The organism is Saccharopolyspora sp. SCSIO 74807, assembly GCF_037023755.1.
GTDB classification, from domain to species: domain Bacteria; phylum Actinomycetota; class Actinomycetes; order Mycobacteriales; family Pseudonocardiaceae; genus Saccharopolyspora_C; species Saccharopolyspora_C galaxeae.
The window spans coordinates 2,659,390-2,680,363 of the sequence record NZ_CP146100.1 but is presented as its reverse complement, the minus strand read 5'-3'; the positions used below and the strand labels follow the sequence as shown (position 1 = coordinate 2,680,363).

The 20,974-nt window shown below is 71.8% G+C and carries 20 protein-coding genes; 10 read left to right on the top strand and 10 right to left on the bottom strand.

Annotated elements, in window-relative coordinates:
- Window positions 1-263: 263 nt before the first annotated feature.
- The 3 genes from V1457_RS12315 (at window position 264) to V1457_RS12305 (ending at window position 3,740) form a co-directional block, all read left to right on the top strand.
- Complete coding sequence (locus V1457_RS12315; protein ID WP_255520978.1) at window positions 264-386, top strand: hypothetical protein; 123 nt, start codon at window positions 264-266, stop codon at window positions 384-386.
- Window positions 383-2,041, top strand: a complete 1,659-nt coding sequence (locus tag V1457_RS12310; protein WP_407074764.1) for a DEAD/DEAH box helicase — start codon at window positions 383-385, stop codon at window positions 2,039-2,041. The genes V1457_RS12315 and V1457_RS12310 overlap by 4 nt, the downstream gene beginning before the upstream one ends.
- A 268-nt stretch (window positions 2,042-2,309) precedes the next feature.
- Window positions 2,310-3,740, top strand: a complete 1,431-nt coding sequence (locus V1457_RS12305; RefSeq protein WP_338603650.1) for a hypothetical protein — start codon at window positions 2,310-2,312, stop codon at window positions 3,738-3,740.
- Window positions 3,741-3,856: 116 nt separating this feature from the next.
- Here V1457_RS12305 and V1457_RS12300 read toward each other — a convergent pair whose 3' ends face one another.
- The 5 genes from V1457_RS12300 to V1457_RS12280 form a co-directional block, all read right to left on the bottom strand.
- A complete protein-coding gene (locus V1457_RS12300) occupies window positions 3,857-4,462 on the bottom strand; it encodes a hypothetical protein (RefSeq protein WP_338603648.1) in 606 nt (201 codons plus the stop codon).
- 17 nt (window positions 4,463-4,479) lie between these two features.
- The gene (locus V1457_RS12295) at window positions 4,480-5,328 is read right to left on the bottom strand and encodes a PD-(D/E)XK nuclease family protein (protein WP_200073310.1); all 849 of its coding nucleotides are present in this window, start codon (window positions 5,326-5,328) and stop codon (window positions 4,480-4,482) included.
- 204 nt (window positions 5,329-5,532) lie between these two features.
- Window positions 5,533-6,402, bottom strand: coding sequence for a PHP domain-containing protein (locus V1457_RS12290; RefSeq protein WP_338603643.1), 870 nt, complete (start codon window positions 6,400-6,402; stop codon window positions 5,533-5,535).
- 163 nt (window positions 6,403-6,565) lie between these two features.
- Window positions 6,566-7,147 (bottom strand): PH domain-containing protein, encoded by a 582-nt coding sequence (locus tag V1457_RS12285; RefSeq protein ID WP_200073308.1) that lies wholly within the window; start codon window positions 7,145-7,147, stop codon window positions 6,566-6,568.
- 18 nt (window positions 7,148-7,165) lie between these two features.
- Window positions 7,166-7,327 (bottom strand): hypothetical protein, encoded by a 162-nt coding sequence (locus V1457_RS12280; RefSeq protein ID WP_200073307.1) that lies wholly within the window; start codon window positions 7,325-7,327, stop codon window positions 7,166-7,168.
- 145 nt (window positions 7,328-7,472) lie between these two features.
- Here V1457_RS12280 and V1457_RS12275 point away from each other — a divergent pair, with 145 nt between their 5' ends.
- From V1457_RS12275 to V1457_RS12260, 4 genes are all read left to right on the top strand, one after another.
- The gene (locus V1457_RS12275; protein ID WP_295148035.1) at window positions 7,473-7,910 is read left to right on the top strand and encodes an NUDIX domain-containing protein; all 438 of its coding nucleotides are present in this window, start codon (window positions 7,473-7,475) and stop codon (window positions 7,908-7,910) included.
- A gap of 327 nt (window positions 7,911-8,237) precedes the next feature.
- Window positions 8,238-9,377 (top strand): magnesium/cobalt transporter CorA, encoded by a 1,140-nt coding sequence (gene corA, locus V1457_RS12270; RefSeq protein WP_407074763.1) that lies wholly within the window; start codon window positions 8,238-8,240, stop codon window positions 9,375-9,377.
- 374 nt (window positions 9,378-9,751) lie between these two features.
- Window positions 9,752-10,003 (top strand): hypothetical protein, encoded by a 252-nt coding sequence (locus V1457_RS12265; RefSeq protein WP_200073304.1) that lies wholly within the window; start codon window positions 9,752-9,754, stop codon window positions 10,001-10,003.
- Window positions 10,004-10,144: 141 nt separating this feature from the next.
- Window positions 10,145-10,609, top strand: a complete 465-nt coding sequence (locus V1457_RS12260) for a CAP domain-containing protein (protein WP_200073303.1) — start codon at window positions 10,145-10,147, stop codon at window positions 10,607-10,609.
- 10 nt (window positions 10,610-10,619) lie between these two features.
- Here V1457_RS12260 and V1457_RS12255 read toward each other — a convergent pair whose 3' ends face one another.
- From V1457_RS12255 to V1457_RS12240, 4 genes are all read right to left on the bottom strand, one after another.
- Window positions 10,620-11,144 (bottom strand): general stress protein, encoded by a 525-nt coding sequence (locus tag V1457_RS12255; protein ID WP_200073302.1) that lies wholly within the window; start codon window positions 11,142-11,144, stop codon window positions 10,620-10,622.
- Window positions 11,145-11,260: 116 nt separating this feature from the next.
- Window positions 11,261-12,280, bottom strand: coding sequence for a CPBP family intramembrane glutamic endopeptidase (locus tag V1457_RS12250; RefSeq protein ID WP_200073301.1), 1,020 nt, complete (start codon window positions 12,278-12,280; stop codon window positions 11,261-11,263).
- Between the two features lie 17 nt (window positions 12,281-12,297).
- Window positions 12,298-15,741 (bottom strand): patatin-like protein, encoded by a 3,444-nt coding sequence (locus V1457_RS12245; protein WP_338603634.1) that lies wholly within the window; start codon window positions 15,739-15,741, stop codon window positions 12,298-12,300.
- A 157-nt stretch (window positions 15,742-15,898) separates the two neighbouring features.
- Window positions 15,899-16,852: a CoA ester lyase gene (locus V1457_RS12240; RefSeq protein ID WP_295147539.1), complete on the bottom strand. Its 954-nt coding sequence runs from the start codon at window positions 16,850-16,852 to the stop codon at window positions 15,899-15,901.
- Window positions 16,853-17,009: 157 nt separating this feature from the next.
- Between V1457_RS12240 and V1457_RS12235 the strand changes: the two genes are divergently transcribed.
- Window positions 17,010-18,335, top strand: coding sequence for a magnesium transporter MgtE N-terminal domain-containing protein (locus V1457_RS12235; protein ID WP_200073299.1), 1,326 nt, complete (start codon window positions 17,010-17,012; stop codon window positions 18,333-18,335).
- Window positions 18,328-18,864 carry a DUF1003 domain-containing protein gene (locus tag V1457_RS12230; RefSeq protein WP_295147543.1) on the top strand — a complete coding sequence of 179 codons (537 nt, stop codon included), beginning with the start codon at window positions 18,328-18,330 and terminating at the stop codon, window positions 18,862-18,864. Before V1457_RS12235 ends, V1457_RS12230 begins: the two co-directional genes overlap by 8 nt.
- 97 nt (window positions 18,865-18,961) lie before the next feature.
- On the opposite strand, the gene V1457_RS12225 is transcribed toward V1457_RS12230, so the two are convergent.
- Window positions 18,962-19,411 carry a MarR family winged helix-turn-helix transcriptional regulator gene (locus tag V1457_RS12225; protein WP_295147546.1) on the bottom strand — a complete coding sequence of 150 codons (450 nt, stop codon included), beginning with the start codon at window positions 19,409-19,411 and terminating at the stop codon, window positions 18,962-18,964.
- A gap of 329 nt (window positions 19,412-19,740) precedes the next feature.
- Between V1457_RS12225 and V1457_RS12220 the strand changes: the two genes are divergently transcribed.
- The gene (locus V1457_RS12220; protein WP_200073296.1) at window positions 19,741-20,880 is read left to right on the top strand and encodes an Mrp/NBP35 family ATP-binding protein; all 1,140 of its coding nucleotides are present in this window, start codon (window positions 19,741-19,743) and stop codon (window positions 20,878-20,880) included.
- Window positions 20,881-20,974: the final 94 nt, after the last annotated feature.

The following is a 20,974-nucleotide window of genomic DNA, read 5'->3' as shown; positions in this document are numbered from 1 at the left end:
GTCGCAGAAGCCAATAGGCATCAGGCAACCGGCAGCGGACCCCTCTCCTCGCACGGAGTCGCAGGCTTTCGCCAAGCGGGCCACGGTCCCACCCCGTGCAGCGGCCGGTCGCCCGGAGACGGACAAGTGCGGGAGTCCCCGGGCGTTACCTGTGCCGGATAGACCGGCGGCAGGGGGCGCGGAGCGAGTTCCGCGCCGTGATGCCGACCGAAACCAGCAGCGGGACCACCGCTGATCGAACAGGGGCGCGCACCATCACATCGGTGACCACGAGCACGAGGAACGCGATAGTCGCGACCGGCCGCGCAGTGGACGCGGCCACCGTGCCGGAGGGCGTCGCCGCCATGCCGGCCGAACCGGCCGGGCGAGAGCGCGCCGGTATTTGAGAGAGGCGATCACTCTGACCCTCAACAACGAACTGGCCGAACAGGCCACCGACGAACCGTCGACCCAGCACGGCACCGAGGACGCGCACGCTTTCGAGCACAGCGAGACCGGCGCCCCCGACGAGGAGGCCGCGCCGCTGCACGCGGAGAGCAGCGCCCCCGACACCCCGACCTTCGCCGAGCTGGACGTGCACCCGGAGATCGTGCGCGCGCTGAGCGAGGCGAACATCGAGCACACCTTCGCGATCCAGGAACTGACGCTGCCGCTGGCACTGCGCGGCGAAGACCTGATCGGGCAGGCCCGCACCGGCACCGGCAAGACGCTCGGCTTCGGCGTCCCGCTGCTGCAGCGGCTGCAGGTGCCCGGCGACGGGACTCCGCAGGCGCTGGTCGTGGTGCCGACGCGCGAGCTGTGCGTGCAGGTGGCGCGGGACCTCACCGACGCGGGCAAGCACCTGGGCATCCGCACCCTGGCGGTCTACGGCGGGCGGCCGTACGAGCAGCAGATCGAGGGCCTCAAGGCGGGCGTCGACCTGGTCATCGGCACTCCCGGCCGGTTGCTGGACCTCGCCGAGCAGCAGCAGCTGGTGCTGGGCAAGGTCAACGGGCTGGTGCTGGACGAGGCCGACGAGATGCTCGACCTCGGCTTCCTGCCGGACATCGAGCGGATCCTGCACATGGTGCCGGAGCAGCGCCAGACGATGCTGTTCTCGGCGACCATGCCGGGCCCGATCCTCACGCTCGCTCGCACGTTCCTGAACAAGCCGACGCACATCCGCGCCGAGCAGGCCGACGCGGGCGCCATCCACGAGCGCACCAAGCAGTTCGTCTACCGCGCGCACGCGATGGACAAGACCGAGCTGCTCGCCCGGGCGCTGCAAGCCGAGGACCGCGGGCTCACGATGATCTTCACGCGGACCAAGCGGACCGCGCAGAAGCTCTCCGACGAGCTGGTCGAGCGCGGGTTCGCGGCCGCGTCGGTGCACGGCGACCTCGGGCAGGGCGCCCGCGAGCAGGCGCTGCGGGCGTTCCGCTCCGGCAAGGTCGACACGCTGGTCGCCACCGACGTCGCCGCCCGCGGCATCGACGTGGCCGCGGTGACGCACGTGGTCAACCTGCAGTGCCCGGACGACGAGAAGACCTACGTGCACCGCATCGGCCGCACCGGCCGCGCCGGGCGCGAGGGCGTGGCGATCACGCTGGTCGACTGGGACGAGGAATCCCGCTGGAAGCTGATCAGCGACACGCTCGGCCTGGACAAGCCGGAGCCGGTGGAGACCTACTCGACCTCGGCGCACCTCTACGCCGACCTGGGCATCCCCACGGACGCGAGCGGGCGGCTGCCGCTGTCCAAGCGCACCCGCGACGGCCTGGCGGCCGAGCCGGACGAGGACGCCAAGCGCAAGCGCAAACCGCGCAGGCGCACCCGCGGCGGCTCCGGCGGTGAGCAGGGCGAGTCCGGCTCGGAGAACCGCCCCGCGGGCCGCAGCAGGCAGCGCAGGCGCACCCGCGGCGGCGTGAGCGTCGAAACCGGCAGCCAGCCCGCCGAATCCGGCGGTGACGCCGAGAAGACCGCTGGCCCGCGCAAGCGGCGGCGCAGGCGCCGCGGCGGTGGCGGCGGTTCGGCGGGCAACACCGACTCCGCCGCGGAATGACCCGACGGTGCGCCGCGTCGTCTCGCTGAGACCGGTCCGCCGGTAGGCGCTGACGACACGGCGCCGCGAGGTGTCATCGCCCGCCCATCCCGGCCGGCCGCGAACGGCCGATCCTGCGGCGGGCGCTTGGCCGAGCGGACCGACCGGGTGGCTAGGCTCGGCGGGCGAGCACCGAGATGCGGGCCCGATCGCCGGAATGCGGCCCGGTCACCGGGATGCGGCCCAGTCACCGGACTACAGCCCAGTCACCGGAACTACAGGGAGTGCAGTGGTACGGCCGGAACGGCGGACGCGGTCCGACCTCGTCGCGGTGGCGCTGATCCTGGTGGCGGTGGTCGTCGCAGGCCTGGTCGTGTGGCTGCGCAGCGACGCCCGCGCCACCGACTCCGAACCCGCCCAGCGCTCCATCCAGCGCGCCGCCGAGCCCGCGGAGGTTCCCGCCGCGCTGCGCGAAGCCTGGCGCGCCCCGAGCCCGGCAACCCCGCAACCGGTGGTCGCCGGTCCCGCAGCGGTCAGCGCCGAAGGCGGCGAGGTGCTCGGCCACGACCCCGCCACCGGTGCGGTCCGCTGGCGCTACGCGCGGGACCTGCCGCTGTGCACGGTCGGGTCCGAGTGGAACCGGGCGATCGCGGTGTACCGCAAGGAAGCCAACTGCAGCGAGGTCAGCACGTTGCAGGGCAGCACCGGGGTGCGCGGACCCGCCCGCAACTCCGATGCCGAGTTCGGCACCCGGCTGCTCAGCGACGGCACCTACGTCACCGCCACCGGGCAGCGGGTGCTGGGCACCTGGCGTTCCGACCTGGTGCGGACTCAGCAGTACGGGATCATGCCCGCGCTGAAGAACGCCAACAACAACATCCGCCGCCCGGACTGCAGCTACCCCTCCACCGCCGTCGGCAACGGCCGCATCGCGGTGATCGAGGACTGCCCGACCGACGTGCACAAGCGGCTGACCGTGCTCAAGGCGCACCCGCAGGACAACGAGCAGCCGGAGGAGGTCTTCAGCACCGTCCTCGGCGGCTCCGAGGCCACGGCGGTGTCGGTCACCGGGAACCGGACCGCGGTGTTCCTGCGCGACACCGGGCAGCTCGTGGTCTACAACAACGCCACCGGCAGCGTGCAGTCCCAGTCCCCGATGCCTGCGGACGCTCCCGTCCCCGCGGACGGGGTGGAGCCGGTGTCGCCGGACAAGGTGTGGACGGTCGCCGTGCGCCCGGACGTGCCGCAGCGGGAGCGGACCGCGCGTGCGCTCGCGGCCGCGTTGAGCCGCTTCGACCCGCGGATCACCGAGCAGTCCGTGCTCGCCGGGCTGGCCGCCGCCACTCCGGAACAGCCGTACCGGGTGAGCACGCTGAACGACGAGCAGTACGAGCAGGTCGAGGACAAGGTGCGCGGCATCGGCGGGGCTTCGGTCAGCGGGATGCGGTACTGGCACACCGGGACCGGCACGGTCGCGTTAGACTCGGCCACGCTCGAACCGCTGTGGACGGTCCCGGACACGCTCGGGCCGGGTGCGCTGTTCGGCGGCAAGCTGCTCGTGCCCGTCCGCGACGGGCTCGCCGTGGTGGATCGCAACACCGGGGCCCGCGAGCGGACGATCCCGATCGACCGGCAGGGCTGGCAAGGCCCGGTGCGCGTCGACTCGGTTGGTTCAACGCTGCTCGAACAGCGGGGCCCCACACTCGTCGCACTGCGCTGAGCAGTCCGCGGGCCGAGCAGTCCCCGGGCTGAGCGGCATCCGGGGTGAGCAGCGTCCGGGGTGAGCAGCGTCCGGGCTGAGCGGCATCCGGGCCGAGCGGCACCCGGCACGCAGCCCTACAGCCACCACCAGAACCACAGGGACCCGAGCACCACAACCAGCACGCCGGAGATCGCCGCAGCACCGGTGCGATCGCGCCTGTGGTCACCCACGGCCTGCAAGAACACCGCGACCACGCCGCCGATCACGTGGCCGCTGATCGTCCCGATGCCCGGGCCGGTCCAGCCGTGCTGACCCGCCCAGATCTGCATTCCGATCAGGCTCAGCGCCAGCACCACGAAGCCGTAGGCCAGCGATCCGCTGATGCCGCGCAGGAACGTCCCGAACCGGGTCGGCCGGGCGACCGGAGCGCGGCGGGCGTGCTTGGGCTCGTCGTCCGGCGGTTGCGGCGGAGGCGGGCTCTGCGGCTCCGCGGGGGCGGTTTCCCGGCGAGTCGCCGCGAGCCGCGGCTGTTCCGGCGGCGTTTCCGGTGCGGATGGCTGAGCGGGCTGCTGCGACGCGGGTCCCACGCGCCTGGGGCGCGGACTCACGGCGCGTTCCGGCCAGGTGCCCACCTTGCCGCCCTCGGGCCGGCGGGCCTGGTGCAGCGCCTGCGGCGCCCGGCGGTGCTTACCACCGAAGTCGCCGGTCGCCGGGTTCCCCGGCCGTCCGCTCGGTTCCATCTGGTTCCCCTGGTCCGTCACTCGGCCAACCCGGCCCACGGTGTCGCCGCGGATGCCGCCTGCTGCCCTTCCGGGCAGTGCGCCCGGAAATCGCACCAGGAGCACTGCCTACCGGGTCTCGGCGGGAAGGTGTCCGCTCCGCGGTGCCCGGCCTCGAACGCGCCGGAGGCCGCGTCGAGTTCCCCGGCCCGCTGCTGAGCCCATTCCACGTGCCGCCCGAGAGACTCCTCGCTGTGCTGCCAAGCCGCCACCGACCCGGTCGGCAGGTGGTGCAACTCCACTCGCCCGGTGGGCGCGCGCAGCGTCTTGCGCGCTGCGGTCGCGTACAGGGCCAGCGCGGGCGAATCGCGCGCGTCGGCCTCGGTGAGCTGCCTGCGGCCGGTCTTGTAGTCGACGATGACGAGCTCGCCGTCCCTGCGGTCGATCCGGTCCACCCGGCCCTCGGCGATGATCGTGCCGGTGGCGGCGGAGACCCATCGCTCCACCGCCACCGGCGCGGCGTCGGTTCGCTCGGCGTAGCCGGAGACCCAGTGCTGCGCCCGCTCGCGGTAGTCGGCGGCCTGCGCGGCATCGGCGAAGCCGTCGTTCTTCCAGCACTTGCGCACCAGCGCAGCCGCCCGTTCCGGGCTGCGCTGCTGCGCGGGCAGGTCGAAGAAGATCCGCAACGCGTTGTGCACGGCAGCGCCGAGCGTGCTGGCGGCCTTGGCACCCGCGCGTGGCGGCGCGGGCCGGTCCAGATAAGCCATCCGGAACTTGCGGGGGCAACTCGCCCAGGTCGCCAGCTTCGCCGGGGTGACCCGGACTAGCTTGCTGGGAATGCCTTCGAGGCCGAGCTGGTCCTGCACGTGCCCCACATTACGCAGCATTGCCGCGATGCCGGGATTCCCCCCGTGACGCGCGAAAAACTCACTCGGTCGGCCCGTTCGGCGGTACCGGTACGGCCGAACACGCCTTTCTGGCGCCGTTCGCACTGCGCCATTCGGCGCAACCGTCCGACTACCGTTTCTGCAGGAGCCGACGAAACCCGGGGCAAGCGTCTCGGAGCGCGGAACGAGCTCCGAGACCAGCCCTCAGAACGAGCGGCCGAAGATTCGGCTTCCGGTGCACTTGGCGGCCAGGCGCTCCAGCGATTCCGGCGCGGTCGTCTCCTGCCCGATCCGGATCGTCTTGTTCGTGCCGTGGTAGTCGCTGCTCCCGGTCGGCACCAGGTCCAGCTCCGCCGCGAGACCGCGCAGCTGCGCCCGCGTCGGCTCGTCCTGATCCGGATGATCGACTTCCACGCCGGTCAACCCGTGCGCGGCCAGCTCGCCGACCATCTCGGCGTTGATCACCGGCCCGCGCGCCCGCGCGAACGGGTGCGCCAGCACGGTGGCTCCGCCCGCTTCGCGGATCATCTCGATCGCACGCAGCACCGGCGTATCGGTGCGCGGCAGGTAGTACCGGCCGCCGCTGCCGAGGTACCGCGCGAACGCCTCGTCCACGCTGCCCGCCATGTCCGCGCGCACCAGCGCCCGAGCCAGGTGCGGCCGCCCGCCCGGGGAGTCCGGCGGCAACCCGGCCATCAGCTCGTCGGGGTCCACCGGGAAGCCGTCGTCGGCCATCCGCACCGCCATCTGCCGCAGCCGGTCGCGCCGCTGGGCGCGCAGCCGGGCCTGTTCGACGACGAGCGCGTGCGAGGCCGGGTCGAACAGGTAGGCCAGCAGGTGCACCGTCACCGCCCGGCCGTTGCCGTCCGGGCAGGTGCAGGACAGCTCGGCACCCGGCACCACCCGCAGCCGCGTGCCCGCCACCGCGTCCGCCGCTTCGTCCCACCCGGCGGTCGTGTCGTGATCGGTGAGCGCGATGACGTCCAGTCCGGCGGCGAGCGCGCACGCGACCAGCTCCGCCGGCGTGTCGGTGCCGTCGGACTCGGTGGAGTGGGTGTGCAGGTCGATGCGCACGCTTGGCCTTTCCGCTCGGGAGCCCGGCTACGGGAATCGTGGGAACACTTCCCGTCCCAGTCTCGCCGATGGCTCCACCGCACCGGGCCGCAGCCCTCGCCCTCGGGGTCCGCGCACGCGAAACCGGGGCCGCGGGAAACCCGCGGCCCCGGTGGGGCACGACTCAGCTGGGGAGTTTGGCCTTGCGCTTGCCGACCGCGGCGCGGCGGGCTTTGAGCATCGAGAACCGCTCCTGCTGCGCCTTCTTCTCCCCGAACACCAGGTAGGAGATCGCGTCCTCCACCTCGTCCGGGTTCGGCACGTAGCTGATCCGGTTGAGCGCCTGGATCTGACCGGCCGACTCGACCACCAGCGTGCCGTAGCCGAACATGCGCCCGGCCAGCGAGCGCTGGAACGTCAGGTCGGTGACCTTGCCGATCGGCATCATCGCCACGTTGGTGGTGAAGATCCCCTCGGCGATCAGGAAGCGCTTGTCGGTGACGACGATCCGCTCCACGTACCAGTCCAGGACCTGGTAGGTGAACCGCAGCAGCACGACCAGGCCCAGGTACCAGAGGACGTTGATCGGGATGCGCATCTCCGGCGAGCCGTCCTGCGGGAACAGCCCGGAGACCAGCACCAGACCGATGAGCAGCCCGACCGCCTCGAACAGTTCCCAGACCAAGCTGGCCCAGTGCCTGCGGAGCCGGATGACCCGTCGCTCGGTTTCGAGCAGGTACTCGTCGGGATCTCTCGGCGCGAACACGTCAACCGCCTCTCAGCGCTACACGAAGACGTTCTGCATGAACAGGATGACCGACTCCGCGGCTCCCTGGAGGCTGCCGCCGACCCCCTTCACCACGCCACCGGCCTGCGTTGGGGCGGCGAACAGGAAATAGAGGAGGAAGGCGACCCCGGCCCATGTCAGGATCTTTTTGACGTTCACTGCGATGCACCCCGTCCGAAACTGCCTGTGATCAAAGTGGCGCCTGCCGATCTGTTGTACCGCACTCGGCGCCGCTAGGGCAGCCATGTACCGCGCTTGGGGCAGCGGAAGACCGCTCGGCGCGGATCAGCTACCGTCCGTGTCGGTGATCGTAGCGAAAGAGCCCTACATCCGTTGCGTGGGAGCCGTGGTGCACGCCGCGGACGGACGATTGTTGCTGGTACAGCGGGCGAACGAGCCCGCGCGGGGGAAGTGGTCGCTGCCGGGTGGGCGCGTGGAGAGCGGAGAAACCGATCATTCGGCGGTACGGCGCGAGGTCGCCGAGGAAACCGGACTCTCCGTGATCGTCGGTGCGCTGCTCGGGCGCGTGGTCCGGCCCGGCCGCGGTGCCGGCTACGAGATCTTCGACTACGCCTGCCGAACCGGCGAGACCGCTCTTTTCCCTGGTGACGACGCTGCCGACGCGATGTGGGCGGATGGTGCGACGTTCGCCACAATGCGCGCCGACGGGCTGCTGACCGAAGGTCTGGCGGACGCGTTGCGGTCTTGGAGCAGCCTTCCGCGGGAGATCCCTCCCGAGTGATCTCGGCATTTCCGGCATTTCGTCGAACCGTGATCGTGATCTGCGATTTTCACCCGTTTCGCCGTGCCGGGGGCGTGTCGTATCGCACCGCTTACCACCCCCGACCGCTCGATCGACACCGGGTATGGTGAGTCGCTGGCCGGTGCGAGCAAGCGGCGACCGGCCGATCCCCGGCAGGAGTCCACGGCCAGGAGGAGGTGAGGGATCGTGAGCGGCAGTGCCGATAGCGCGCTTCCGAGTAGTACCAACCGCATCCCCGCCTGGGAGGCCATCCGAGACTAGGCCGGTTCCAGGCGCCGGACCCAGGGGTCGCAGGCGCCGGCGGGGATGCGCGATCCGGGATGTGATCTCGCCCAGGCCCGAACCCCCGCCGTTGGAGGTCCCGCCGTGCCCAGCCTGCCTTCGCTCGTCCGGCGCAATCGCGGTGCGCGCAACCACCGCCGCAACCCTGCGGCTCCGGTCGCCGAGTCGGCCTACATGGTCGACTGCGGCGTCTACGTCGACGGCGCCCGGTTGCCCGGGAACTGGACGCACGCCGCGGCGATCGAGGAAGTCCGCAGGCGCGACTCCGGTTTCGTCTGGATCGGGCTGCACGAACCGGACGAAACCCAGCTGGGCGTGCTCGCCGAGACCTTCGGCCTGCACGAGCTCGCGGTCGAGGACGCGGTGCACGCGCATCAGCGCCCGAAGCTGGAGCGCTACGACAGCACGCTGTTCATGGTGCTCAAGACCGTCCGCTACATCGCGAACGAGAAGCTGACCGCGAACAGCGAGATCGTCGAGAGCGGCGAGCTGATGGCCTTCGTCGGCCGCGACTTCGTGATCACCGTGCGGCACGGCAAGCACGCCGGGCTCGCGGCCGTCCGCAAGCAGCTGGAGGCCGATCCGGAGCAGCTCGCGCTGGGTCCGGCAGCGGTGCTGCACGGCATCTCGGACTACGTGGTGGACAGCTACCTGGAGGTCACCGAGGCCATCCAGGACGACATCGACGAGATGGAAGCCGCGGTGTTCGCGCCCCGCACCAAGATCGAGGCCGAGCAGATCTACCTGATGAAGCGCGAGGTCATGGAGCTGCGGCGGGCGGTGATGCCGCTGGCGAAACCGCTGCAGCGGCTGGCCGAGGGCTACACCCCGGCGGTGCCGGAGCAGGTGCGCTCGTACTTCCGCAACGTCGAGGACCACCTGACCACGGTCTCCGAGCGGGTCGCGTCCTTCGACGAGCTGCTGACCACGCTGGTCGACGCCACGCTGGCCAAGATCACGCTGCAGCAGAACACCGACATGCGCAAGATCTCCGCGTGGGTCGCGATCATCTCCACGCCGACGATGATCGCCGGGATCTACGGGATGAACTTCGAAACCATGCCCGAGCTGCAGTGGGCTTTCGGCTATCCGGTGACGCTGCTGGTCATGATGATCGCCTGCGTGGTGCTGTTCAAGATCTTCCGCAGGAACAGGTGGTTGTGACCGTGTGTTGTAACGTGTTGAGCCGTCCGTGCGATGTACTGGACGGTGCCGCACCACCTCAGGTGCGCACGGTCATCGGAAATGCACAGCCGTCGGGTGCGCCATGAGGGGCACCCGGTCATGAGACGGACGCAGTCCCCGGGTGCGCACGGTCCCGATCTTCATCGATCAACCGCCGCTGGGCGCCCTGCCGAGATTCCCCCGCCGTGCCGTTGGGAGGTAGCCGTGTCGATCACTTCGCGCGTCAATGGGCCGCGCCGGGACGCGATGGGATCGCGTGCGTTCGCCCGCCGCCGGCTGCCGCTGGGCGGCTCCGGCAAGGCGCGCCCCGGTCGAAGTCCCGTGCCGCGCCGGGTCCGAAAACCCGGCGCGATGTGGGACGCGACGCCCGTTTTCGCCGCGCACGCCCGAGCTGCGCGCGCCTGAGCCGCGCACGCCGGGATCGCGCTGATCCCGCGGCGGCAGCGCCCCACATCGTGAGCCGCAAGTTCGATTCGATCGTCTCGCTCACGCTGCCGGGAGGCACCGTCATGACTCGTCTCGCCACCAACAAGCTGACCCTGCTGTTCGCGCTGATCATGGGCTGGATCTTTACCCTGTTCGTGATCATCTCGCAGCAGCTCTGAGGGCCCACGACGCGGCCGGAGTCCGTCCGGGTGAGCCGTCCCGCCTGCCCGGCTCACCCGTTGCGCGGACGCCGCCGGTCGGCGCGCTGATTCCGGGTTAGAAACCCCGCACCGAAACTCGCTGCGCAAGGAGTGGTGCGGATGTTCGTCCCCAAGCGTCCCGGCGGCGCCCTGCTCGCGCCCGTGCTGATCGTCCTGTGCACGGCCGTGCCCGCGCAGGCGCACCCGCGGATTCCTGCGGATGCCCGGATCGTCGAGCTCACCAACCAGGCCAGGGCGGCGGCGGGCTGCGGCCCGCTCGTCCCCGATCCGCGGCTGATGGGCACGGCAGGCGATCACGCCGGTGACATGGCCGGGCACGACTACTTCGCGCATTCCCGGCCGTTGAGCCGGCTGCTGCACCTGCTGCCCGGCGCCGGGCGGGTCGGCGAGAACATCGCCGCGGGCCGCGGGGCCGCGGACGGCACGTTCCAGCAGTGGATGAACAGCCCCGGCCATCGCGCGAACATCGAGGACTGCGCCTACACCAGCATCGGCGTCGGCCACGGCTACTCGCCGCACAGCCGCTACGGCCACTACTGGGTCCAGCAGTTCGCAGGCCCCTGACCCCGCCGCGCTACTGCGAAGGTTGCGGGCGCATCGCCAGCCGGGCCAGCAGGTTGCGGCCCTGTTCGGCGTGCCGGGGTTGGGCGAGCACGTCGTAGCGGCCCGCGACGAGCTGGCTGGCGGAGGAGAAGTCGCGGCGGCCGCGCATCGAGGCGTAACCGGCGGCGGCGAACACCAGCCCCACCAGCACACCGCCGCCCAGCCCCACCAGCACGGAGCCGAGCAGGTTGCCGCCGGAGGTGGCCGACCAGGCCACCAGCAGCCCGAAGAACAACCCGATCCACGCGCCGGAGGCCGCGCCGCTGCTGAGCACCCGCGTCCAGTTCAGCCGCCCGGTGATCCGTTCGACCAGCATCAGGTCCACGCCGACGATCGTGACGTCCTGCACCGGGAAATCGCTCTGCACCAGGTGGTCGACCGCGCGCTGCGCTTCTTCGTAGGTGCCGTAGGAACCGATCGGCCACCCCGTGGGCGGGGTCGGCATGTTCGGTGAACCCGGCGCCGACCGGGCCGGGCCGGAAAACGGGTAGGACACCGCTGACACCTCCGTGGAGCGCACAACCTGCCGGGACGCGGAGACGCCGGTCGTCCGCAGGGGTTCTGCCACCGACCGTTTCGTGCCCCGTTGTCCCTTGACCCCAGGCTACCCGGTCACCCCGGGGTGGAGATCGACTCGGGGCGTGGTGCCCGCAACGACCACGGTGCGATCGGCGCGCGCCCGCCGGTGACCGTGCGCAGTGCGCGGCCGGCCGCCTTCCGGTCGGTCCACCAGGAGTAGCCGAGCACGGCGAGGATGAACGGAACCACGTCGCCGACGGCGAAGTCGCCCGCCTGCTCGATGCCGGGCACCCCGGAGAGGCCGCCGACCAGCAGGCTCAGCGAGTTGTTCGCCACGTGCAGGCCGATCGCGGCCTCCAGTCCGCCGGTGCGCACGGTCAGCCAGCACATCGCGCCCGCCATCACCAGCAACTCGCACCACACCAGCGGGTCGGTGTAGCCGTGCCCGCCGAGGAACAGCACGGAGGTGAGCACGATCGCCGGCCACGGCGTGCGGAACCAGGCGGTGAAGGTCTGCAGCAGGAAACCGCGGAAGACGAACTCCTCGGCGGCGCTTTGGAACGGGACCAGTAGCAGCGCCAGGATCGCCACCCGCGCGTAGGCCCACCAGCCGGGGAAGCCAGGTCCGGTGGGCGTGCCGGTGATCCAGCTGATCAGCCCGGCAACGCCGAACGCCACCGCGAGCACGAGCGCGGCGCGCAGCAGGCACTCGCCCAGCCACGGCCACCGCAACCGGCCTTCCACCCCGGCGAGTTCGCCCATCGGCCGCTGCTGCACCCACTTCGTGGTCAGCAGCACCGGCGGAAGCAGTGCGACCAACGCGCCGAACGACACCACCAGCAGCACGAAATCGTCCTGCAGGACCTTGTCGATGACCGCGGGGTCGGCCAGCAGGATCGCCGCGTGCGTCTGCTCGAAGCCGAGCGGGAACAGCGTGAACAGCACGAGCAAGGTCATCGCCGCGATCAGCGCGACGAAGGCGAACAGCACCGCCACGAGCAGCGCGACCAACGGCCGCCACCAGGTGTGCGCGGTGTTGCGCGCGAGCAGGTGGTACGGGGTGCCGGGGGCGGCCGAGGGCCGCACGGTCTGCTGCTGCGAGAAAGCGCTCACGCCGATGATCGTAATGGTCAGGACTCCGCCGCCGGGGTCGGCGCGCTCGCCCGGACGTCGGCGGGCGGCGCGCTTTCGCCTTCGGAGCGTTCCGGCCGTGGGCGGGGACGCAGCAGGTCGGCACTGGACAGCAGCACCATCTGCGCGTAGGCCGCGACGAGCGTGGTCGGCAGCAGCCAGCCGGTATCACCGAACCTCGGGATCACCACCAGCACCGCCACCGCGAAAACAGCCGCCGACAACACCGCAGCCAGCAACCGGCCGGAGGCGCGGTACCCCAACGCGGCAAGCCAGGTCAGCACTACGGCAACCCCGGCCACACCGGTCGGCCCGAGCCGGAAACCGGCGTTCGCCGCCCACAGCAACACCGCCACCAACGCCGCTGCGACGAAGCAGGCGGGAACCCAGCGGCCGAGGCCGTGCCCGTGGCTCATCAGCCGGTAGCCGAGCCACAGCGCGAAGACCGCCGCTAGCAGGAACGCCACCGCGGAAACCGCGGTGAGCTGGAACGGGGCGAAGCCGAACGGTGCGTGGACGTAGCCCCGGCCCGGGAGGATCGCGCAACCTGGCGAGGATCGCAGCGGTAGGGGCGAGCAGTGTCCGGCAACGCCCGGAACCGCTCCGCCGATCCCGGTCAAGCCCACCGCGCCCGCGCCCAGGAACGCCACCAGCGCGGCCCTGCGGGGTGCGGCGATCGCCAGCACCACGGCCATCAGGAGCGGTTTGACCAGCGTCATCGCCCACCGGCCGAGGAACCGCAGCACTCCGGTGCTACCCGGGCGCACGGCGCGGTAGGCGATCAGGCCGGAACGGATCGCGATCGAGGCCGTCCGGCGCTCGCCCAGATCGCCGACCCGTTGGCGGCCCACGGCGTACCGCCGCACGTCGTTGCCGAGCCGCTGCGGCTCCGGCACGTCCGGTTCCTGACGCTCACCCGGATCGGCGCCGGTTGCGACGGTGCCGACGAACGGCAGCTCGCGCGCGGCGATGGTCCAGTGCAGCCGTTCGTTGACCAGCGCCTTGGTGGAGGTCAGGGCGTGCTCCTGGTCCGGGGCGTCGAACAGCGCGGTCAGCTCGGCGCGGACCTGATCGGCGTGCTTGCTCCACAACTCGCCGAGGAAGTCCCGCCAGCCCTCGGATTCCGCAGCCTCGCCGAGCTCCTGGCGGGTCGGCGTGGTGACGATCGCGCGGAACCGCTCGGCCAGGCCGCTGGCGCCGAGGTCGGCGTTGTGCCGCACCAGCCGTTGCGGTGCCACCAGCAGCTCGGTCAGCGCGGATGCGGCGTCCAGTCGGCCCCACATCCAGTCGTTGGCCCGCCAGCGCGCGGACAGGAACGCGCCGAAGTTGCCGAGGTCCCCGCCGCGCACCTTGTCCGCCACGCGCAACTCGCTCGCGCCGCCGCGCGCGAGCGCCTCGAACGGCAACGCGGACGGTGCATCGCTGACCACGCGCAAGAAGTTGATGTGGTCGCCGGGCACCCGGCCCACGTCCAGCGGAGCGGTCAGCACGACCAGCGCGCGCAGCGTCTCGGGCCGCCGGTCGGTGCGTTCGAGCAGGTCGTAGCCGCACTGCGCGGGCGCTTCGACGTGCGCGCGCGGCGGCACCGCGGTGCTGATCCGGTCGGCGATGCCGTGCAGCACGGCGTTCGCCTCGGCCACCGCGTCGACGCCGTCCGGGTCGTGCGGCACCGCATCGGCACCCGATGAGTCCACTATGGACATCAGTTCGCCCGCGAAGTCCTCCAGCGCCCGCTGGAACCGCTTGCCGTGGCGCACCTCCGCCAGCACCGCGCCCAGCAGCGGCCGCACCGGCGACGGCAGGTGGCGCTGCAGCCGGTCGCGGCGCTCGGCCACCCGCTGGACCCAGTCCGCCAGCTCGCCGGCGGCCACGATCGGTTCCATCCGCGCACCGTTGATCCAGTACCGGTCCGCGTGGCCCTCCAGCACCTCGCCGAACGTGCGCAGCCGGTACAGCGCCGTCTTGCACGCGCTGAGCACCGGCAGCTGCTCCCGGTCGGCCCAGCGTTCGGCATCCCGCGCCCAATCCAGGCATTCCTGCACGCCCGAGAGCAGGCCGCGCACGTCGTCGAAGACCGCGCCCGGCTCAGCGGCGGCGCGGCGCGCCAGCCCGCCGGAGAGCTCGCGGTCCAGTCGCGTGCCCGCCTGCGGGGACCAACCGGCCAGCGGATCCCCGACCACCGGCGGCAGCAGCTTGCCGTCCTCGGTGCCCGCCGGTTCGGCGAGCAGCCGCAGCACCGCCTGGGCATCCAGCTCCGCGCGCACGACCGCGTTCTGCGCTTGCACCTCCGCCGCCTGCGCCAGCAGCACACCTTGCCGCGCAACGGGTTCCGCGGCCAGCAGTGGCGCGAAAACGGACCGCCGCCGCAGCTCGGTGCGCTGCACCGCCCGGTTGTGCCACTCCAGCGCGTCCAGATCCGCCAGCAGCGACTCCTGCGACATCCGCGCGCGCAGCGCCGTGGAAGCCACCGGCAGCGCGAGCTGACTGCCCCGCCCTTCCGGAGCCACTTCCGGCTCCGGGTTCAGGTACAGCAGCCAGCGCGTGCTGGGCCGCTCGGTGGGCACCGCGGCCATCTCGCGGATCGCGGCGGTCACCGGGATGTTGTCCAGCACCCCGCCGTCGATCACCCGGAACGCGCGGGAATCGGTGGCGGTTTCGGAGAACACGCCGAACATGTCCGGCTCGCCCGGCGGCGCGGCCCCGGTTCCGGAATGCACCTGCGCAGGCTCGAACGCGAACGGGAACGACGAGGTGGCGCGCGCGGCCTCGGCCAGCTGCAGCGCGGTGGCCGGGAAGTCCTTGCCGGTGCCGAAGTCCGACAGCGGCTGCCCGGACCTGCCCCGGTGCCGGAAGTGGAACGAGGCGGTGCGGCGCTGCTCGAGCAGCGACCCGGACCGGGCGTCGAAGTGCCGCTCCAGCACCGGGTCCAGCAGCGTCGCCGTCAGCAGCAGGTCCAGCCGGTCGCCGAGGTCGCGGGCCTGCTCCGCGGGCGGGACCCGCTCGGTGATCAGGCGGGCCAGTTCGGCGCGGAAGTAGGCGTCGCCCGCCAGCAGCGAGTCCGGCCGCGGCTGCCAGAAGCGCGGCACCGCCCGGGACATCGCCTCCAGGTCGGCCAACCGCACCCACAGCCCGCGCATGTCCGCGAACGGCATCCCGTAGACGATCGATGCGGACAGCAGCGTGGCGTTCAACCCGCCCGCGGAGGCGCCCGCGAGCACGTCCACCGAGACCTGGTCGTAGCCGGCCAGACCGGCCAGCTTCGCCCACGGGTGCTCGCGGGGCTCGGCGGTGGCGCGGCGCAGCTCGTCGATCTCCGCGACGGCGCCGCCGATCCACACCGCCAGGCTCGCCCCGCCGCGCATCGCCAGCGCGAGCCGGAGTTCGCGCTCGTTCTCGGTGTGCCGCTCGCGCCCCGCCGCCGGATGCGCGCCGCCGCCGTCCATGCCGCCGCCCCTCGGTCGATCCGGTCCGAGCCGGCAGCGGCGGACCCGCGGCCACCCCCGACGACCCGTTGATCACAACCTACCGCGCTTCGGCGGCGACGAGGTACGTCCGCACGGGCGGAACTCGCGAGATCCCGCGCAGCCCGCACGCGCGGAATCAGCTCTCCGGCGGCGTCCAGGGATCCTGCCGGGACATCCCGGCGGCGCGGCCCTTGCCCGCGATCACCAGCGCCATCTTGCGGGACGCCTCGTCGATCATCTCGTCGCCGAGCATCGCCGCACCGCGCTTGCCACCGGCTTCCGAGGTGTGCCACTCGTAGGCGTCCAGGATGTTCTCGGCGTGGTCGTAGTCCTCCTGCCGCGGCGAGAACAGCTCGTTCACCGCGTCCACCTGCGCCGGGTGCAGCACCCACTTGCCGTCGAAGCCCAGCGCCGCCGACCGGCCGCCGACCCGCCGCAGCCCCTCCAGGTCCTTGATCGCCAGGTACGGACCGTCGATCGCCTGGATGTCGTGCGCCCGCGCGGCCATCAGCAGCCGCATCAGGGTGTAGTGGTAGGCGTCGCCGACGTCGTAGCCGGGCGGCTGCTCACCGACGACCAGCGAGCGCATGTTGATCGAGGCCATGAAGTCCGCGGGCCCGAAGATCAACGCCTCCATCCGCGGCGTCGCGCCCGCGATGGCGTCCACCTCGACCAGCCCGCGGGCGTCCTCGATCTGCGCCTCGACGCCGATCCGGCCGGGCTCCAGCCCGTTCGCCCGCTCGATCTGGGACAGCGTCAGGTCCAGCCAGCGCACCTGCTCGGCGCCCTGCACCTTCGGCAGCATGATCGTGTCCAGGTTCGCCCCGGCGCCCTCCACGACCTCGATCACGTCCCGGTAGGTCCATTCCGTGCTGAGGTCGTTGACCCGCACCGACCGGATCTTGCCGTCCCAGCCGCCCTCGTTGAGCGCGTCCACCACCCGGCCGCGGGCTTCGGCCTTCGCCAGCGGCGCGACCGCGTCCTCCAGGTCCAGGAAGAACGAGTCCACCGCCAGACCGCGCGCCTTGTCGATCATCTTCGCGCTCGAACCGGGAACGGCCAGGCAACTGCGGCGGGAACGCTGATCCACGAAAACCTCCTCGTCGAGCACGGCATCCGGTATCTATCACGCGCGGCGGCCGCCGGAGGTGTGACGAACGTCTTGGTGCCCGTCCCGGACCGCCACGACATGCGCTCGGATCTCGCTGCGACTGCCCGTGCCCGCCGGGCCGACTAGCCTGATCAGCGTGGCAGCCACCGACAGGGTGTACGCGGCGCGAGTCGCCGGACTCGCCGTGTTCGGGCCGGACGGCGAGTCGATCGGGCGGGTGCGCGACGTGGTGGCCGGGCTGCGGATCGGCAGCCAGCCGCCGCGAGTGCTCGGCCTGGTCATGGAGATGGCCCCGCGCAGGCGGATCTTCGTGCCGATGCTGCGGGTGACCCGGATCGAGCCGAACGCGGTCACCCTCGCCACCGGCTCGGTCAACATGCGCCACTTCCACCAGCGCCCCAACGAAGTCCTGGTGCTCGGCCAGCTGCTCGACGCGAAGGTCACGGTGGCCGCCTCCGGCGCAGCGGCCGTGCTGGTGGACGCCGCGCTGGAGCAGACCCGCACGCGGGACTGGCGGATCAGCAGGCTCGCGGTGCGGGAACGCTCCGGGCGGCTGGGACGGCGCGGAGCGGTGCAGGTGCTGGAGTGGGACCAGGTCAGCGGCCTCGCCGTGGCCGAGCTCAGCGGCCGTCCGCAGGGCGTCGAGCAGCTGCTGACGATGCTGGACACGATGCGCGCCGTGGACGTCGCCAGCACGCTGCACGAACTGCCCGCCAAACGGCGCTACGAGGTCGCCGAGGCGCTCGACGACGAACGGCTCGCCGACGTCGTGGAGGAGATGCCCGAGGACGACCAGAAGGACCTGCTGACCCACCTCGGCGAAGACCGGGCCGCGGACGTGCTCGAGGCGATGAGCCCGGACGACGCCGCCGACCTGCTCGCCGAACTGTCCGAAGGGGACAAGAACCGGCTGCTGGAGCTGATGGAGCCCGCCGAGTCCGCGCCGGTCAAACGGCTCCTGGCGTACTCGTCGGACACCGCGGGCGGGCTGATGACCCCGGAAGCGGTCGTGGTCGGGCCGGACGCCACGATCGCCGAGGCGCTGGCGATGGTGCGCAACGCCGAGCTGCCGGTGGCGCTGGCCAGCATGGTCTTCGTCTGCCGCCCGCCGTCGGCCACGCCGACCGGGCGCTACCTGGGCTGCGTGCACATCCAGCGGCTGCTCCGCGAACCACCGTCCACTTTGGTCGCCGGGGCGCTGGACACCGGGCTGGCGAGCCTGCCGCCGACGGCCTCGCTGGCCGAGGTCACTCGCTACTTCGCCGCCTACAACCTGGTTTGCGGCCCGGTGCTGGACGACCAGGAGCACCTGATCGGCGCGGTCACCGTGGACGACGTGCTCGACCACCTGCTGCCGGAGAACTGGCGGGAGAGCGGGCTGCCGGACCGCGACGATCCCGCCGCGCCGGGTGATCCGCGAACCGGCGCCGCGGCGGCGCGGAGAGCGAGCGACGATGCCTGAACTGCTGCCCCGCCGCCGGCTGGACCAGCCGCGGATGCCGCGCCGGTTCGCCGTGCGGTTCGACCCGGAAGTCTTCGGGCAGGTCTCCGAGCGCATCGCCCGGTTCCTGGGCACCGGGAAGTTCCTGTTCTGGATGACCGTGTTCGTGACCACCTGGATCGCGATGAACCTGTTCGCGGTCGGGCTGGCGTGGGACCCGTACCCGTTCATCCTGCTCAACCTGGCGTTCTCCACGCAGGCGTCGTACGCGGCGCCGCTGATCCTGCTGGCGCAGAACCGGCAGGACGACCGGGACCGGGTCTCGCTGGAGGAGGACCGGGCGCGGGCCGAGCAGACCAAGGCCGACACCGAGTACCTGGCCCGCGAACTCGCCGCGCTGCGCCTGGCCGTCGGCGAGGTGGCCACCCGGGACTACCTGCGCGGCGAGCTGGACCGGCTGCGCGACGAACTGCCCGGCACGGAGAGCGCGGGCGCGCGCCGCCGCCGGGAATCCGCGGAGGGCGCGGGCGAGCGCGACGACGTGCCCTGATGGGGCTCTTCGCCGCGCGCCCGGCCGGCACCGCCAGGTGCAGCACCGCTCGCACCAATTCAGCAGCGCGCGGGCGCCTGCGACGATCGGCGGTCGATCATGCCTGGGCGCGCTGCCCGGGCGGGGCCGGGACGCCACCGGCGGCGAGCTTCTCGCAGATCCGGGCGAACTGTTCCAGCTCCTGCGGCTCGGTCACCGAGAGGAAGTACTGCATCACCCCGGCGAGCTGCGTGTCGGCTGCAGACCGTAATCGGTGTTCACCGGCCTCGCTGATCACCGCGAGCACTCCCCTGCCGTCCGAATCCACCCGGACCCGGTGCACCAGCCCGATCCGCTCCAGCCGGTCCACCAGCCTGGTCACCCCGGACCGGGACAGCAGAACCGCGTCCGCCAGCTCGGTCATTCGCAATCGCCGCTCCGGCGCCTCGGCCAGTGCGCGCAGCACGTCGTAGGCCGCGAGCGTGAGCCGCTGCTGGGCGATCAGGTCCCCTTCCAGGCACCGCGTGACGCGGGCGTGGGCGCGCAGGAAGGCGCGGTAGGCCGTCATCTCGCCACTAGTGGGTAATCGGTCAAGACCTATCTCGGTCACGATGCGTAATACTACGGAGGGCAGTCAGATGAATGCGAAGCGCCCCCGTGTTTGTTCATGTCAGCACGTCGGAGCCGGTGCCTGGAATAATCCAGCGCACGGGACCGCTGCGGCGAGCGCAAGCACGTCGAACCCGGGCGCGACGATCGCCGGGCCGGCCGCCGGGCGGTCACGCCCCGCGCACCCCTCGCCCGCCCCCATGGGGCTACCGGTCCGTAACATCACTTTCCGGTCAGTAGCATGAGGGGCAACCAGTCCCCGCAGGAAGGGTCGGTGTCACCGCAACCGTGACCAGCACGTACTCCGCTCCCACGGAAGAGGCCGTCCGCCAGGCCCTCGGCAAGGTCGATGACCCCGAGATCCACAAGCCGATCACCGAACTCGGCATGGTCAAGTCGGTCACCGTCGGCGAGGACGGCAAGGTGGACGTCGAGGTCTACTTGACCGTCCAGGGCTGCCCGATGCGGGAAACCATCACGCAGCGCGTCGACCAGGCCGTGCGCGAGGTCGACGGGGTGCGCGAGGTGACCGTCGAGCTCGACGTGATGAGCGACGAGCAGCGCTCCGAACTGCGCAAGCAGCTGCGCGGCGACTCCGAGGAACCGCGCATCCCGTTCGCCGAGCCCGGCTCGATGACCCGGGTGTACTGCGTGGCCTCCGGCAAGGGCGGCGTCGGCAAGTCCAGCGTGACGGTCAACCTGGCCGCCTCGATGGCCGCGCGCGGGCTGTCGGTCGGCGTGGTCGACGCCGACATCTACGGGCACTCGGTGCCCCGGATGCTGGGTTCGGACGGCAAGCCCACCCAGGTGGACAAGATGATCATGCCGCCGCAGGCGCACGGCGTGAAGGTGATCTCAATCGGGATGTTCACCCCGGGCAACACGCCGGTCGTGTGGCGCGGGCCGATGCTGCACCGTGCGCTGCAGCAGTTCCTCTCGGACGTGTTCTGGGGCGACCTGGACGTGCTGCTGCTGGACCTGCCGCCCGGCACCGGCGACGTCGCGCTGTCCACCGCCCAGCTGATCCCGAACGCCGAGATCCTGGTGGTGACCACGCCGCAGCAGGCAGCCGCCGAGGTCGCCGAGCGCGCCGGGGCGATCGCGATGCAGACGCGGCAGCGGCTCGCCGGGGTCGTGGAGAACATGTCCTGGATGGAGCTGCCCGACGGGCAGCGCATGGAGGTCTTCGGCAGCGGCGGCGGGCAGATCGTGGCGGACTCGCTGACCCGCTCGATCGGCCACGATGTCCCGCTGCTGGGCCAGGTCCCGCTGGACACCCGGCTGCGGGAGTCCGGGGACAGCGGGACTCCGCTGGTCATCGAGGCGCCGGACGCGCCGTCGTCGAAGGTGCTCGCCGACGTCGCCAAGCGGCTGTCCACCCGCGCCCGCGGCCTGGCGGGCCAGCTGCTGTCCGTCTCCCCCGCTTGATCGCCGCGAGTGGGCGGACCGTTCGGCCAATCCAGCCGGACCAACAGTCCGTTCACTCGATCAGCAACTCCGGGTTCCGCGAGTGGGCGGACCG